Raw genomic sequence first — 12,559 nt, forward strand, 5'->3', positions numbered from 1 at the left:
TTTTCGATTTATATACGCCAGATGATGTTTTTTAAGATAGACATCATCTGGCGTATTTTTTTCTGAAAGTGTCTGATCTTATTGGCCAGAAAGAACCTTCAGCTCGCTTTCATTACTGTTGGTGTCTGCGAAGTCATGCAGGTTTTTAAGGGCTATTTGCTTAAAACCTGAAGAATAGCTCCAAGCTTCCGTAATTTGCCTGTATCGGGATCAATACCTTGCTGCTTGCATCATAAGGCGTGTAATGATAGCCGAATTCGAAACCAATGTACTTTTGGTTTTTCATGCGAAATAGGGATGCGAGACCAAGTCCTAAGTGCACATTATTGATGGTTACCATACGATCGGTGTATCCACCATCATAATAATAACCATCCGGATCATAATAACCAGAGGAATAAGCGCTTTCTGTAATGCCGGTATCTGTAATATCTATGCCAAGGATACCTTTTGGAATCAGTATAAATTTGTCGTGGTCAAAAACTTTGTAACCTACAGCACCGCCCATAAATGCGGTCGCTGAAGAATTGACCGAAACAGTGGAGCCCTCGTAATTGTAATCAATATTGCGGTCGTTTGAGTTGATGCGCACCTTGAAGCCACCTTCGAAAATAAATTTTCTTTCCAGCGAGCTCATCAGCATAAATCCAAAGTTTATGTTGGTTCCGAAAATTTTGTTGGCTCCGCCAAGTGGAGTGACTACGCCGATTGAAGGAACATAGCCCAGTTTGGCTTTCTGTCTATCTCTGTACACTTTGGGGACTGGAAACCGCTGTTGATTATCTTGTTCGTTAGCTTGTTGGTCTTGTACGGCATTGGCAACTTCAGTATCTGAAAAAAGCTCTAAAATAGTTTTTTCCTGATCGGTTAACGTATAACTATCGGAAGCAAGCAGGGCTTTGGCTCTTACTTTTATCAGGCCGTCCAGGGGATGTCTTAATGGCACGAAATTGTATTTTTCCTTATGCTGTTCGTATTGTGTTGAAAAATCGTCCTGGTCTGCCGCATCCAGTCTTTGTAGAAAATTTTTATCGAATTGATTGTCTATATAATGTTTGATCTCTGTTGTGGTATTCTTTTTTTCAATGATGTATATAAGAATACGTAAACGCTGTACAAACTCATTGGTACCACAGCTAGCTTGTATACTATTGAGTAGGGGATCAATTTTGTCAAAGTCATTGTTGTTCAATGTTTTTGTCAATAAGGGAAGTATTTCAGTTGTATGCCGGTCACAATTCTCTTGTGCATGCAATAGTTTTGTAGGAAGCACAGCAAGGATGATCAATATCATAAGAGCAAGCTGACGGATATTCATGGCTTATATAGATTTGTTGCTGACTAAATTAGCAAATAAATTGCAGGATACACTGGTTTGTTTGTACCAAAGGTTCTAAAAGTTTTATCTTTGATGTATGGCGTCGATATTTCGGTTTAAACAGTTTGAGGTTGATCAGTCTGACTGTGCAATGAAAATTAACACAGATGGCGTACTGCTGGCTTCCTTGCTGGAAGTAGAACCTGTGGACCGGGTACTGGACGTAGGTACAGGTACGGGAGTCATTGCATTGATGTTGGCTCAACGGCTAGTAGAAAGTAGGGTAGAGGCTGTCGAAATTGACCCTTTGGCTGCTGCGATGGCTGACAGAAACTTCCGTAATTCCATTTTCCAGGAACGTTTAGTGCTGCATGCTTCCTCCTTTCAACAAATGGATGTACAAGGGCATTACGATCTGATCGTATCAAATCCACCCTTTTATACAGATTCCTTACATAACCCGGATAAACGCAAGAAGCTGGCGCGACATACCGATCTGGATTTTTTTGCTGAACTGCTGGATTTCGCCGCTTTACGTTTATCGGATCGGGGAAAATTAGTGTTGATCGTTCCAACGGCATTAGCGGAAACGTTGACTAAAATTTCGGCGGAAAGGAAATTATATTGTTCCAGTGAAGTACAAATAAGCTCCTTTGAAGGGGAATCGGCCATTCGGAAAATCGTTACATTTGAACGCTTACGCGTCGAACTGCTCGCTCAACGTACGTTTGTTATTTATGCCGCCAAGGGTATTTATTCAGAAGCTTATCGAAATGCCTTGGCACCTTATTTTTTAGCTTTTTAAGTGATGACAAAGATCGGATTACTCTCAGATACACATTCTTTTTTAGATGAAGCTGTATTTACTCATTTTGCAGCCTGCGACGAGATATGGCATGTGGGCGATTTTGGTGATCCTGATGTTGCGGATCGGTTAGCCGCTTTTAAACCACTGCGCGGAGTATACGGAAACATTGATGGTCAGGAAATTCGTTTACAATTTACAGAAGATTTGAGGTTTAGGTGTGAGGAAGTGGACGTCTTTATGACACATATTGGTGGTTATCCGGGGAAATATGCTGCACGCATAAAAGGGGAATTGATGAAAAATCCACCTAAATTATTTATTACTGGACATTCACATATCTTAAAGGTTATCTTCGACCCCAAGATCCATTGTCTCCATCTCAACCCTGGGGCGGCAGGTAAGCAGGGCTGGCACAAAGTAAGGACATTAATGCGGTTTGAGATCAATAAAGATAAAATTGAGAACCTGGAGGTTATTGAACTCAAAGACCGTTAAGTCACCTAGATTCTTCTTTAGTCTTTTTTATGAATAGACAGCCGGACGATACTTTGGGTAATGGCAAAGACGGGAAGAAGTTGATCAAAACGATGGAAAGTTTCCTATTACGGAAGTTTTAAAAAGAAGTTTCTCAGGTACTATAGTGAATCACGAACTTCAAGAAGAAAGTTCTTCAAGCGCTCCAATGAATCTACAACACGTTGATTTTCTTTTGCCTCAGATTTGTTGTCACGCAGGTAATCACGTGCACCCTGTAGGGTATAACCTTTATCTTTAACCAAATTGAAGATGATCTTTAAATTGGCAATATCTTCTTGCGTAAATAAGCGGTTACCTTTTTTATTTTTCTTAGGTTGTAGAATGTCAAATTCACGCTCATAAAAACGTATTTGGGACGCATTTACATCAAACATTTCTGTAACTTCTCCCATTGTATAATACAATTTATTTATTTCACGCTCTTTGTACGGCATATCTTCACGATTAATCTATAGCAAACTTAATAAAAATTCCAATTCAAAAAGAAATTTTTGCGATCTCTTATCTGATTAGAGACTGAAAGAGAGAGATATCGTACAATCCATGAGAAGCCAATAATAATTGTGTATAAAGGTAAATTTTTCTAAGTTTGACTAGTTTGAAAACGGTCTAAACATCATATATGATTATAGTTAGCAAATTTTGGACGAATTTCTTCTCTTTTGGAAAAGCCAATGCAATTACTATTTATCCTTTTATCTTTCTGAAAAATACCTTCTTTAAACAGCAGGACGACTTGATTCGTCATGAGCGTATACATTTGCGACAGGCGCTTGAATTAGGTATTCTCTTTTTCTATGTATGGTATCTCATAGAATTTGTCGTTCATTTTATTCAATTAAGAGATTTTGATAAAGCTTACCGGCGTATTTCTTTTGAGCGGGAAGCGTATGACAGGGAGGGCGAAACGGATTATTTGTCCAAAAGAAAAATATGGGCTTTTTGGCATTATCTTTAAAAGGATGGTCCATTCAACCTTGTTATAAAACCGTCATAAGGTCGCAGGCCTAACAGATGAGATGAATTGAAGATGCTTTCTAGCGGATAAAAGAGATACCTTCAAAAAAGAAAGCGGTGCCAAGAATATTCTTGGCACCGCTTTCTTTTTTATTTTGAGGATGATTATCCCACTAATTTAAGATAAGTAGCTACTTTGTTTTTTAACTGTCTACGGTCTACAATGAAATCCAAAAATCCATGCTCAAGAACGAATTCTGAAGTCTGGAATCCTTTTGGAAGGTCCTTTTTGATTGTTTCTTTAATGACACGTGGTCCTGCAAATCCGATTAATGCTCCCGGTTCTGCGATATTCACATCACCTAACATCGCGTAAGATGCTGTAACTCCTCCTGTGGTAGGGTCTGTCAATAAACAAACGTAAGGAAGTCCTGCCTTTGCCAATAATGCTAATTTAGCCGAAGTTTTAGCCATTTGCATCAATGAAAATGCGGCTTCCATCATACGTGCACCTCCTGATTTGGAGATTAGCATAAATGGAATTTTATGCTCAATACAGTAATCTATTGAACGTGCGATTTTTTCACCAACGACAGATCCCATTGATCCGCCGATGAAACTAAAGTCCATACAAGCAATAACGATGTCTTCACCATTCATTTTTCCATGGCCAGAACGTAAAGCATCTTTCAGGCCTGTTTTGGCTTGACTTTCCTTTAAACGCTCAGGGTATGGCTTTGAATCAAAAAATTCTAATGGATCACCAGAATTTAGATTAGGAAATAGTTCTGTAAATTCGTTATTGTCAAATAAAATTGAAAAATATTCTTTGGAGCCAATTCTTAAGTGGTGGCCACAATATTGACAAACATAGTCGTTTTCTACTTGTTCAAGATGCAATAATGGTTTTTTACATGTGGGACATTTGTTCCACATACCATCAGGTGCTTCTTTTTTATTAGCGGTAGCTGTGCTAATACCAGCTTTTTCTCTTTTAAACCAACTCATACGATAGTTCTTATTCGATTACAAACTTATATAAATTTGCTTTTATATACAATTATAATTGTGTTGAATGTACATGCCAAGCGATTAAAACTCCTTGTGTAACAGGGCTTCTATAAATAGGGGAAATGCGGGTAACAATTGGGATATATAAGATATTTAGCTGATTATTAGGTTAGAATTGAATTTTGGACCGGAGCATTAGTCAAAAAAATGGGCATAAAAAAAGGGTAAGCTACTCCTATCGCACCGCTCAACCAAATACCCTTGCTTTGTTCCCAACCTGGGGGAGTCAATGGGAGCTGGTCGTAGAAGACTTACCCGCCACAAAAGTAGAAAAAAAAACAGTTTTAGGAAAGAAAAAATGCTGTTTTATCTTATGTTGCTGATTATCATTGCAATAAATTGTAATTGGTAGCTGTTCTTAGCTCTATTTTATGGTGAAAAATAGTTGGTATCTGTGTAAATCCGCTAAAAATGGCGTAAATTAAGTGCTTGGCGAAGTCCACTGGCTGTAATTGTTCTTTTGGAAACGTCGGAAGTAGTATAATCTAGCGTATAGGAGATCGACTTTGAATAGGCTGAATAGTCTAGTTTCCCTTATTCAAAATCGATCTCATTTTTTGGACTACATTTTTTCTTGATTGTATTCACCCAATAAGGAATAATAGCCAAATAAGCCGAGTCCTATGGAGATTATGGGAGTTAAAATGCACAGGATAATGATGCCAAATACCAGATCTTCCTGATGTCCCGTTGAAATCTTTGGCAGGGCCAGTTCAAAAATGGAGAAATAGGCAGTAAACAATGCTAAAACGATCCAAAGTATGCCGAGGAATTTTTTGAGATTATTCATGTGTTGGGGGAGTTGATTTGTTGTTGATATAAATACTACCAATGATAAAACATACAATGGCAATGATAATAGGGTACCATAAACCTGCAAGATAGAATTGCGGAGTATTGGATGCTTCGGCATTTGTCGTTAAGTATGTCGATACAGCTGGTAGGAGCCCGCCGAATATTCCATTTCCAACATGATAGGGCAAGGACATGGAGGTGTAGCGGATCTTTACAGGGAATAATTCAACAAGAAATGCCGCAATGGGCCCGTACACCATTGTAATATAAATCACTTGTATAAAGATCAGCAGGACGAGCAGCATATAGTTCTTCCCTGCAAGATGAACTGTGGTTTTGGTCATTGGCTGTCCCTTGAGTTTTCCTGATTGATGTATCATGCTGGTTCTTGTAACTTCTGTCTGGTCCTCATATTGAGTCTTGGTGATCGAAATAGTTCCCGTTGATTGCGGCCCGCGGGGGACCTCCGTTGTTTCGTTCACCTTGACTTTCTGTTCTGCATTGGAAAGTTGGTACATGGATTCGTAAATCGGGCGGTAAGTCAATACAGCAAGTAACATCCCGCCGAGCATGATCCATTTTCGTCCAACTTTGTCACTAAGCCACCCAAATACGACAAAAAATGGAGTTCCCAACAGTAGTGCGATGCCGAGGATGGTATCGGCCTGGTCAGATTGAAGGTGCATGACCGTTTTCATGAAACTCATCGAATAAAACTGTCCAGTGTACCAAACAACGCCCTGTCCCATGGCTGCACCAAAAAGTGCGAGCAGTACAAATTTGAGGTTGTAGCGGTTGCCAAAGCTTTCTTTTAGCGGATTTGTACTTGTTTTTCCTTCCGCTTTGGCCTTGCTAAATTCGGGTGATTCCTTCATCTTCTTACGAATAAGATAGGAAACGTATACCATGACTAAAGATAGGAGGAAAGGAACCCGCCATCCCCAAGAATCAAATTGTGATTCACTGAGAAAGCCTTTGGTCAGGAGGATAACAACGAGTGATATGAAAAGGCCAAAGGTAGCTGTTGTTTGTATCCATGATGTCCAATAACCCCGTTGGCCCAATGGAGCATGTTCAGCTACGTAAGTTGCTGCACCTCCATATTCTCCTCCTAGGGCAAGACCTTGCAAGAGACGAAGGATCAACACCAGCAGCGGTGCCCAAAACCCAATAGTGTCATAGCTGGGGATACAACCTATGAGAAATGTTGCTCCGCCCATGAGCATTAAAGTAACCATAAACGTATATTTTCGACCGATAATATCGCCTAGTCGGCCAAAAAATAGGGCGCCGAATGGCCGGACGACAAATCCAGCGGCAAATGTGGCTAAGGTGGACAGAAAAGCCGCTGTTGGATTTTCTGCCGGAAAGAATTTGGTGGAAATGACAATGGATAGGCTGCCAAAAATGAAAAAGTCATACCATTCGATAAGTGTTCCCATGGAGGAGGCTCCGATGACTTTCCAGATACTTTTTGTATTGTTTTCGTTCATTAATTCTTGGTTTTTGGTTGGGTATAATGGTGAATTTTTATTGCGCTCCGAATAGCATTTCGGCGCTGTTGCATGCTATGAAATGAGCTAATTTTTTTGAATTTCCGCCTGTCCGGCAGTTTTATACCTTTTTCCGGGCAGGGCGTGAATGAGTGACTGCATTTCAAGTTCCAATAGGATTAAGGCCAATTTACTTTGTGGCCATTTTGTGAGGTCAATCATCTGGTCGATTTCTAATTGTCCTTTTTGCTGAATGAGTGTAAAAAGGAGTTGTTGGTCTTTTGTCAGTGTCAAAGGAAGACTAAGCTGTTGGTCAACAGCTTTTATGCTGACTTCCCAATTCATGAGGTATTCGAGATCCTGAAGTCCTCTAATCATATGAGCACGGTTGGTTTTGATGAGGTAGTTGGTGCCTTCAGAGCTTTTTTCATAAACGGCTCCTGGAAAGGCGCATACATCGCGGTTGTAGCTGTTGGCAATTTCGGCAGTAATCAATGCGCCTCCTTTAATTGCAGCTTCTACGACAATGGTGACATCTGCCATACCGGCTATGATGCGATTGCGCATAGGAAAATTACTGCGCTCAGGTAATGTGTTGGATGTAAATTCTGTCAATAAACCGCCTTGTTCTAGCATTTTTGTGGCAAGTTCACGATGGGATGCAGGGTAAATTCGATCGAGACCATGCCCTAATACAGCAACGGTTGGAATATTATTTTTTAGTGCGTTGCGATGTGCTAAAGCGTCAATACCATAAGCAAGACCACTAACGATTAGGGTGTCTTTGGTGCAATTCATGGCATCTAGCAAATCTTCGCATATTTTCTGGCCATAATAGGTCGCATGTCTAGTGCCGACGATACTAATAACTTTTGCACTGTTGAGTGGTTGGTTCCCTTTATAATAGACAACAAGCGGAGCGTCTTCACATTGCCGCAGCCTATTGGGGTAATTTTCGTCTTCCAGCCATAACGCTTGTATCTGATGTTTTTCGATAAAAGCGAGTTCTTTTTCACAGGCGGGCATATAGCTTTTATTGTATATTGCTTCGGCGATTGACTCACGTATCCCAAGAATTTGCATCAAATCTTTTTTTGAGTATGCAAATATGTCCGCTAAATCGTGACCTTGGTCAATGATGTGACGCGCTGTTCTAGGGCCAATCCCCTTGATTTTCGTCAAAGCTATGGGATAAATTAGTTTCATAATTGGGTTTATCTAAATATATGAAAAATATAACGAGCTGTTGTACTTTTTGTTAGAATTGCTCAGGCTTGTTGTATTTTTAGTGGAATGACGAAGTTCTTAATCGGAGGAGATCACGTGCCTGCTGGAAAATTTGTGGATTGCTCTAGAATGAATGCAATTTTCCCGAGCTTATTTGAGATCTCTTGGGATGAAATATTGGTCAATTATGGAAAGAAAGAAGAGGAATTGGTAACTTTGAGCGATTAATGATATTTTAACTATGGAAATGAAAGAACCTTTTGATATAGAATTGGGGGATGTAGTTTATTCTGTTTTCCCTGAGGAAGAAGATACGTATGTTATTTTTAAGGATGGTGTGGAATACGTAAAGATTATTAAAGATAATGATACAAACTGGTTGAAACTTAATCCAGAAACGGACCTTCCTATGTTCGGTATGGATGAAGAAATCAATCTAATTGGCGTAGAAATTAAAAAGGAATTGGGTCTTTAGTCTCTTAATTTAAAGATAGTTAAATACTTTTTAATTTTATTTATAGTTGGTTATTTTGGTTTGTCAATTATAAATATGGTACGTATCGGATTTCTATCTTTATTGTTTTTCTGTGTCTACTTTTCATTTTATCGGCCGGGAGTTTTTGCTCATCCAGCGGAATTTTATTGTCAGGATACCATTGGAAAAAAAGGAAGTCAAAAAGATACTTTGCGTTTGGATACTGTTTCGATCAAACGTAAATCAGCAGCGGATAAATGGGAAGAAAAAAAGGAGGAGTATAAGTCGATCTTTTTCTGGGGTGATACGAAAAATATGGTGACCTTGCCTCATCAGGGCGGAATTGCTGTCAATCTGAACAAGCTTTACAATAAATTCAGTCGAAAGGGACGAAATTCGAGAAAACTTCAACGTCAGTTTGAAAAAGAATACCAACAGGATCTGATTCGCGAGGAATGGTATCCGCTGACACAGGAATACAGCAAGTTGTCGGGAGATTCGTTGCGCAAATTTAGGATATACTATGAGCCTTCGTTAAAATGGCTTCGTGAGAATGATCGCTATGAGAAGATCGCTTATATCCATAAGTGTTTAACGAACTACCTCGATTCTGTAGACATTATCCATAGGCGACTTCAGTTTCCTATGGGTAATGCCAAACTTTAACTACATAGGTACGTATACCAGATATTTTGTATCAAAGAAATCTTCTTTAAAGTAATCTGAAAGTGGGTGTAATTCTGCTTTGAGTTTAGATTCTTTGATCTCTTCGGTGAGATCTCCGCCTTTTAAGTAAAGAATTCCATTAGGGATCCCATTTTTATCTTTTTTTGCGAATTTATTCTGTATCCAAGGCGTAAATTCTCCAAGTCTTGTCACCGCACGTGATATGACAAAATCATATTTGTCGTCGAGTTGTTCTGCGCGAATATGATCTGCTTCAACATTCTGGAGACCGAGTCCAGCTGCAACTTCACGTACGACCTTAATTTTTTTGCCGATAGAATCGACCAAATGGAATTTGACTTCAGGAAACATAATGGCCATTGGGATACCTGGAAAGCCTCCTCCGGTTCCCACATCCAAAATTTGTGTTCCTGGCGTGAGCTCTTGGACAAATTTAGCGATACCTAGCGAGTGTAACACATGGTGAAGGTAGAGGCTATCAATGTCTTTACGCGAAATAACATTGATTTGGCTATTCCAAAATGTATAGAGGTCGGCAAGTTTTGCAAACTGTTCTTTTTGAATATCCGTTAATTTTGGAAAATAGTTATAGATGATATCAACTGTTGGATTCAAAGCTTCGTGTTTTAAAAGTGAATTATTTCCAGCTTATTTTTTTCTTTTTTCTGCTGAAGATGCCATTGATGCAAATATAGAAATAGTAGATGAAGTCTACCAAAGGCAGCCACCAAATGAGTTCCTTTACTTCTAGTTTTTTATAGATGTTGGCAAATATTATCCATTGTGCGATCAGCCTTAGGAGGTAGGCTGTAACAGGAACATACCAGTACATTGGAAAGGCGATCGCTGTTGCGATAAGTGCTATGTAAAAGAAGACTGCCGATACCAGCTGGGTGCCCAGCATGCGCTGATGTCGCTTTTTGTAAATGGTAGAGGCGCCTGAGTGTCTTGCTTTTTGCTTGTAATAGCTCCTCCAGGTCGCTTTGGGTTCCGAATAGACAATGGCTTCGGCTGCCAGTGCAATGTTAACGTTGGTCGGATTTGCATTTTGGTTGACAAAAAGATCATCATCGCCGGATTTAATATGCATATGTGCTGCAAATCCTTTGTTACGAAAGAAAAGGTCTTTTTTGTAAGCCATGTTACGCCCTACTCCCATATAGGCATCGCCCTTTAGTGCATAGGAGAAGTAACTCATGGCAGTATGGCTGGTTTCAAATCGAATCAATAGATTTAGCAAGCTTTTTTTCTTGAAATAAGGAGAATAGCCTAGTACAATTTCTGTTTCCGGTCTGAAAGCTGCGGCAATTTCTTTGAGCCATTGATCGGATTGTGGCGCACAATCCGCATCGGTAAACACCAGTGTCTGGTGCTTTGATGCTTTGATCCCCATACTAACGGCAAACTTTTTACCATGTTTCAAGCGAATATGCTCTTTGATATCCACAATTTTTAAATTGGGATATTTTGCTTCGAAATCATGCAATATCCAAGGCGTATTGTCTGTTGAGAAGTCATTGACAACAATTACTTCAAAATTGGGATAGTCTTGATTCAGTACACTCGGAAGGAATTCAGGAATATTATCCTGCTCATTGTGCGCACAAATAATAACGGATAGCGGTGGGAATTCAGTTCCTTCTTGTACAGGTTCAATTTGATAACTACTCAATTTACTATATACAAATAAGATGTAGTACAATTGTATCAATAGGAAAAGACCCAATACTCCGAAAGCAATATATGGAAGATTGGCCAAAAATACGTGAAGGTCAAGCATAGCTCACAAAGATAAGTGCTTTCCGCAACTTTTTTATAGGGGAAAAATGATAATTTATTTTTGAAACATCCTGTTTGCAAATCTTTTTATAGTATTTTTGCAACGTATTCTAGGGATGAATCCGAGCTTGGGTGGAAATTAGGGAAGCTATAACGACTTTTTAAGTTGCAACTAGTTGAAAATGAGTTTTTAATTTTTCACTCCAAATGCCGATATCGCCATTTCCATGGCAAATCATTCTTTAAAATAGAAATAGTCTCAGAGGAAAAATATTAATGAAATTTACGCTACAAGCACAAGATAAGTTGTCAAAAGCACGTGCAGGTGTTGTCGAAACTGCACACGGTCCCATTCAAACACCTATTTTTATGCCTGTTGGTACGGCAGGTACAGTGAAAGCAATTCATCAACATGAATTGAAGAACGATATTGAAGCGCAGATTATTCTGGGTAATACGTACCACCTCTATTTACGTCCAGGGTTGAATGTGTTGAATAAAGCCGGCGGATTGCATAAATTCAATGGTTGGGATCGACCTATTTTAACAGATTCTGGTGGTTATCAAGTGTATTCGTTGACAGAAGTACGTAAGATCAAAGAAGAAGGGGTTACCTTTCGTTCCCATATCGATGGATCAAAACATCTATTTACACCAGAAAATGTAATGGATACACAGCGTATTATCGGTGCAGACATCATTATGGCATTTGATGAGTGTACGCCTTATCCATGTGATTATGGGTATGCACGTCGTTCTTTGGATATGACCCATCGTTGGTTGAAACGCTGTGTGGATCGTTTTGATAGCACAGATCCGCTATATGGATATGATCAGACTTTGTTTCCGATTGTTCAAGGATCTGTTTACAAAGATTTAAGAATAAAATCTGCGGAGACTATCGCTTCGTTTAACCGCGAAGGAAATGCGATCGGTGGATTATCGGTAGGCGAACCTGCGGAAGAAATGTATGCTATGACCGAAGTTGTCTGTGATATCTTACCGCATGACAAACCACGTTATCTTATGGGAGTAGGAACACCGGTAAATATTCTTGAAAATATTGCCTTAGGGGTGGATATGTTCGATTGCGTTATGCCAACCCGTAATGCTAGAAATGGCATGCTTTTCACACAAAATGGTATTATCAATATCAAAAATGAAAAGTGGAAAGACGATTTTTCACCAATAGAAGCGGAGAGTGATTTGCATGCAGATCAATTTTATTCGAAAGCCTATCTAAGGCATTTGATTAAATCACAAGAAATTCTTGGGGCACAAATTGCTTCTTTACATAATTTACATTTTTACCTTTGGTTGGTTAATCAGGCTAGGGAGCGAATCATTGATGGAACTTTCTACGATTGGAAAAACAAAATGGTGAAAATATTGGATCAACGTTTGTAGAACTA

At 39.3% G+C, this 12,559-nt stretch carries 15 protein-coding genes and 1 other RNA gene; 7 read left to right on the plus strand and 9 right to left on the minus strand.

The features are described from left to right. Window positions 1–160 precede the first annotated feature (160 nt). The gene (locus K2F45_RS03965; RefSeq protein ID WP_248933025.1) at window positions 161–1,318 is read right to left on the minus strand and encodes a hypothetical protein; all 1,158 of its coding nucleotides are present in this window, start codon (window positions 1,316–1,318) and stop codon (window positions 161–163) included. 97 nt (window positions 1,319–1,415) lie between these two features. Here K2F45_RS03965 and K2F45_RS03970 point away from each other — a divergent pair, with 97 nt between their 5' ends. Next, window positions 1,416–2,123: a tRNA1(Val) (adenine(37)-N6)-methyltransferase gene (locus K2F45_RS03970; protein WP_075991052.1), complete on the plus strand. Its 708-nt coding sequence runs from the start codon at window positions 1,416–1,418 to the stop codon at window positions 2,121–2,123. Window positions 2,124–2,126: 3 nt separating this feature from the next. Next, window positions 2,127–2,621, plus strand: a complete 495-nt coding sequence (locus K2F45_RS03975) for a metallophosphoesterase family protein (RefSeq protein WP_075991053.1) — start codon at window positions 2,127–2,129, stop codon at window positions 2,619–2,621. Window positions 2,622–2,761: 140 nt separating this feature from the next. On the opposite strand, the gene K2F45_RS03980 is transcribed toward K2F45_RS03975, so the two are convergent. Next, complete coding sequence (locus tag K2F45_RS03980) at window positions 2,762–3,097, minus strand: MerR family transcriptional regulator (RefSeq protein WP_046674120.1); 336 nt, start codon at window positions 3,095–3,097, stop codon at window positions 2,762–2,764. 188 nt (window positions 3,098–3,285) lie between these two features. Here K2F45_RS03980 and K2F45_RS03985 point away from each other — a divergent pair, with 188 nt between their 5' ends. After that, entirely contained in the window at window positions 3,286–3,621 is a 336-nt protein-coding gene (locus tag K2F45_RS03985; protein ID WP_075991054.1) for a hypothetical protein, read from the plus strand. 164 nt (window positions 3,622–3,785) lie between these two features. On the opposite strand, the gene accD is transcribed toward K2F45_RS03985, so the two are convergent. The 5 genes from accD to dprA form a co-directional block, all read right to left on the minus strand. Then, a complete protein-coding gene (accD, locus tag K2F45_RS03990) occupies window positions 3,786–4,628 on the minus strand; it encodes an acetyl-CoA carboxylase, carboxyltransferase subunit beta (protein ID WP_075991055.1) in 843 nt (280 codons plus the stop codon). A gap of 222 nt (window positions 4,629–4,850) precedes the next feature. Continuing rightward, an RNA gene (ffs, locus tag K2F45_RS03995) (signal recognition particle sRNA small type) lies at window positions 4,851–4,948 on the minus strand. A 305-nt stretch (window positions 4,949–5,253) separates the two neighbouring features. After that, a complete protein-coding gene (locus K2F45_RS04000; RefSeq protein WP_075991056.1) occupies window positions 5,254–5,481 on the minus strand; it encodes a DUF6814 family protein in 228 nt (75 codons plus the stop codon). Then, entirely contained in the window at window positions 5,474–6,979 is a 1,506-nt protein-coding gene (locus tag K2F45_RS04005; protein WP_075991057.1) for an MFS transporter, read from the minus strand. The genes K2F45_RS04000 and K2F45_RS04005 overlap by 8 nt, the downstream gene beginning before the upstream one ends. Window positions 6,980–7,066: 87 nt before the next feature. Further along, window positions 7,067–8,185, minus strand: coding sequence for a DNA-processing protein DprA (dprA, locus tag K2F45_RS04010; RefSeq protein ID WP_075991058.1), 1,119 nt, complete (start codon window positions 8,183–8,185; stop codon window positions 7,067–7,069). An 87-nt stretch (window positions 8,186–8,272) separates the two neighbouring features. Here dprA and K2F45_RS04015 point away from each other — a divergent pair, with 87 nt between their 5' ends. From K2F45_RS04015 to K2F45_RS04025, 3 genes are all read left to right on the plus strand, one after another. Further along, window positions 8,273–8,434, plus strand: a complete 162-nt coding sequence (locus tag K2F45_RS04015) for a hypothetical protein (protein WP_157625892.1) — start codon at window positions 8,273–8,275, stop codon at window positions 8,432–8,434. 13 nt (window positions 8,435–8,447) lie between these two features. Further along, window positions 8,448–8,681, plus strand: coding sequence for a hypothetical protein (locus tag K2F45_RS04020; RefSeq protein ID WP_075991059.1), 234 nt, complete (start codon window positions 8,448–8,450; stop codon window positions 8,679–8,681). Between the two features lie 75 nt (window positions 8,682–8,756). Next, a complete protein-coding gene (locus K2F45_RS04025; protein ID WP_075991060.1) occupies window positions 8,757–9,347 on the plus strand; it encodes a hypothetical protein in 591 nt (196 codons plus the stop codon). Here K2F45_RS04025 and rsmG read toward each other — a convergent pair whose 3' ends face one another. Further along, window positions 9,348–9,983 carry a 16S rRNA (guanine(527)-N(7))-methyltransferase RsmG gene (gene rsmG, locus K2F45_RS04030; protein WP_075991061.1) on the minus strand — a complete coding sequence of 212 codons (636 nt, stop codon included), beginning with the start codon at window positions 9,981–9,983 and terminating at the stop codon, window positions 9,348–9,350. Between the two features lie 22 nt (window positions 9,984–10,005). Next, window positions 10,006–11,148, minus strand: coding sequence for a glycosyltransferase (locus tag K2F45_RS04035; protein WP_075991062.1), 1,143 nt, complete (start codon window positions 11,146–11,148; stop codon window positions 10,006–10,008). 275 nt (window positions 11,149–11,423) lie between these two features. Here K2F45_RS04035 and tgt point away from each other — a divergent pair, with 275 nt between their 5' ends. After that, window positions 11,424–12,554, plus strand: coding sequence for a tRNA guanosine(34) transglycosylase Tgt (tgt, locus tag K2F45_RS04040; protein WP_075991063.1), 1,131 nt, complete (start codon window positions 11,424–11,426; stop codon window positions 12,552–12,554). Window positions 12,555–12,559: the final 5 nt, after the last annotated feature.

The organism is Sphingobacterium siyangense, assembly GCF_023277505.1.
GTDB classification, from domain to species: domain Bacteria; phylum Bacteroidota; class Bacteroidia; order Sphingobacteriales; family Sphingobacteriaceae; genus Sphingobacterium; species Sphingobacterium siyangense.

Coding starts and splice junctions, on each gene's coding strand:
- K2F45_RS03965 (WP_248933025.1), bottom strand. CDS start 1,318: ATGAATATCCGTCAGCTTGCTCTTATGATATTGATCATCCTTGCTGTG.
- K2F45_RS03970 (WP_075991052.1), top strand. CDS start 1,416: ATGGCGTCGATATTTCGGTTTAAACAGTTTGAGGTTGATCAGTCTGAC.
- K2F45_RS03975 (WP_075991053.1), top strand. CDS start 2,127: ATGACAAAGATCGGATTACTCTCAGATACACATTCTTTTTTAGATGAA.
- K2F45_RS03980 (WP_046674120.1), bottom strand. CDS start 3,097: ATGCCGTACAAAGAGCGTGAAATAAATAAATTGTATTATACAATGGGA.
- K2F45_RS03985 (WP_075991054.1), top strand. CDS start 3,286: ATGATTATAGTTAGCAAATTTTGGACGAATTTCTTCTCTTTTGGAAAA.
- accD (WP_075991055.1), bottom strand. CDS start 4,628: ATGAGTTGGTTTAAAAGAGAAAAAGCTGGTATTAGCACAGCTACCGCT.
- K2F45_RS04000 (WP_075991056.1), bottom strand. CDS start 5,481: ATGAATAATCTCAAAAAATTCCTCGGCATACTTTGGATCGTTTTAGCA.
- K2F45_RS04005 (WP_075991057.1), bottom strand. CDS start 6,979: ATGAACGAAAACAATACAAAAAGTATCTGGAAAGTCATCGGAGCCTCC.
- dprA (WP_075991058.1), bottom strand. CDS start 8,185: ATGAAACTAATTTATCCCATAGCTTTGACGAAAATCAAGGGGATTGGC.
- K2F45_RS04015 (WP_157625892.1), top strand. CDS start 8,273: ATGACGAAGTTCTTAATCGGAGGAGATCACGTGCCTGCTGGAAAATTT.
- K2F45_RS04020 (WP_075991059.1), top strand. CDS start 8,448: ATGGAAATGAAAGAACCTTTTGATATAGAATTGGGGGATGTAGTTTAT.
- K2F45_RS04025 (WP_075991060.1), top strand. CDS start 8,757: ATGGTACGTATCGGATTTCTATCTTTATTGTTTTTCTGTGTCTACTTT.
- K2F45_RS04035 (WP_075991062.1), bottom strand. CDS start 11,148: ATGCTTGACCTTCACGTATTTTTGGCCAATCTTCCATATATTGCTTTC.
- tgt (WP_075991063.1), top strand. CDS start 11,424: ATGAAATTTACGCTACAAGCACAAGATAAGTTGTCAAAAGCACGTGCA.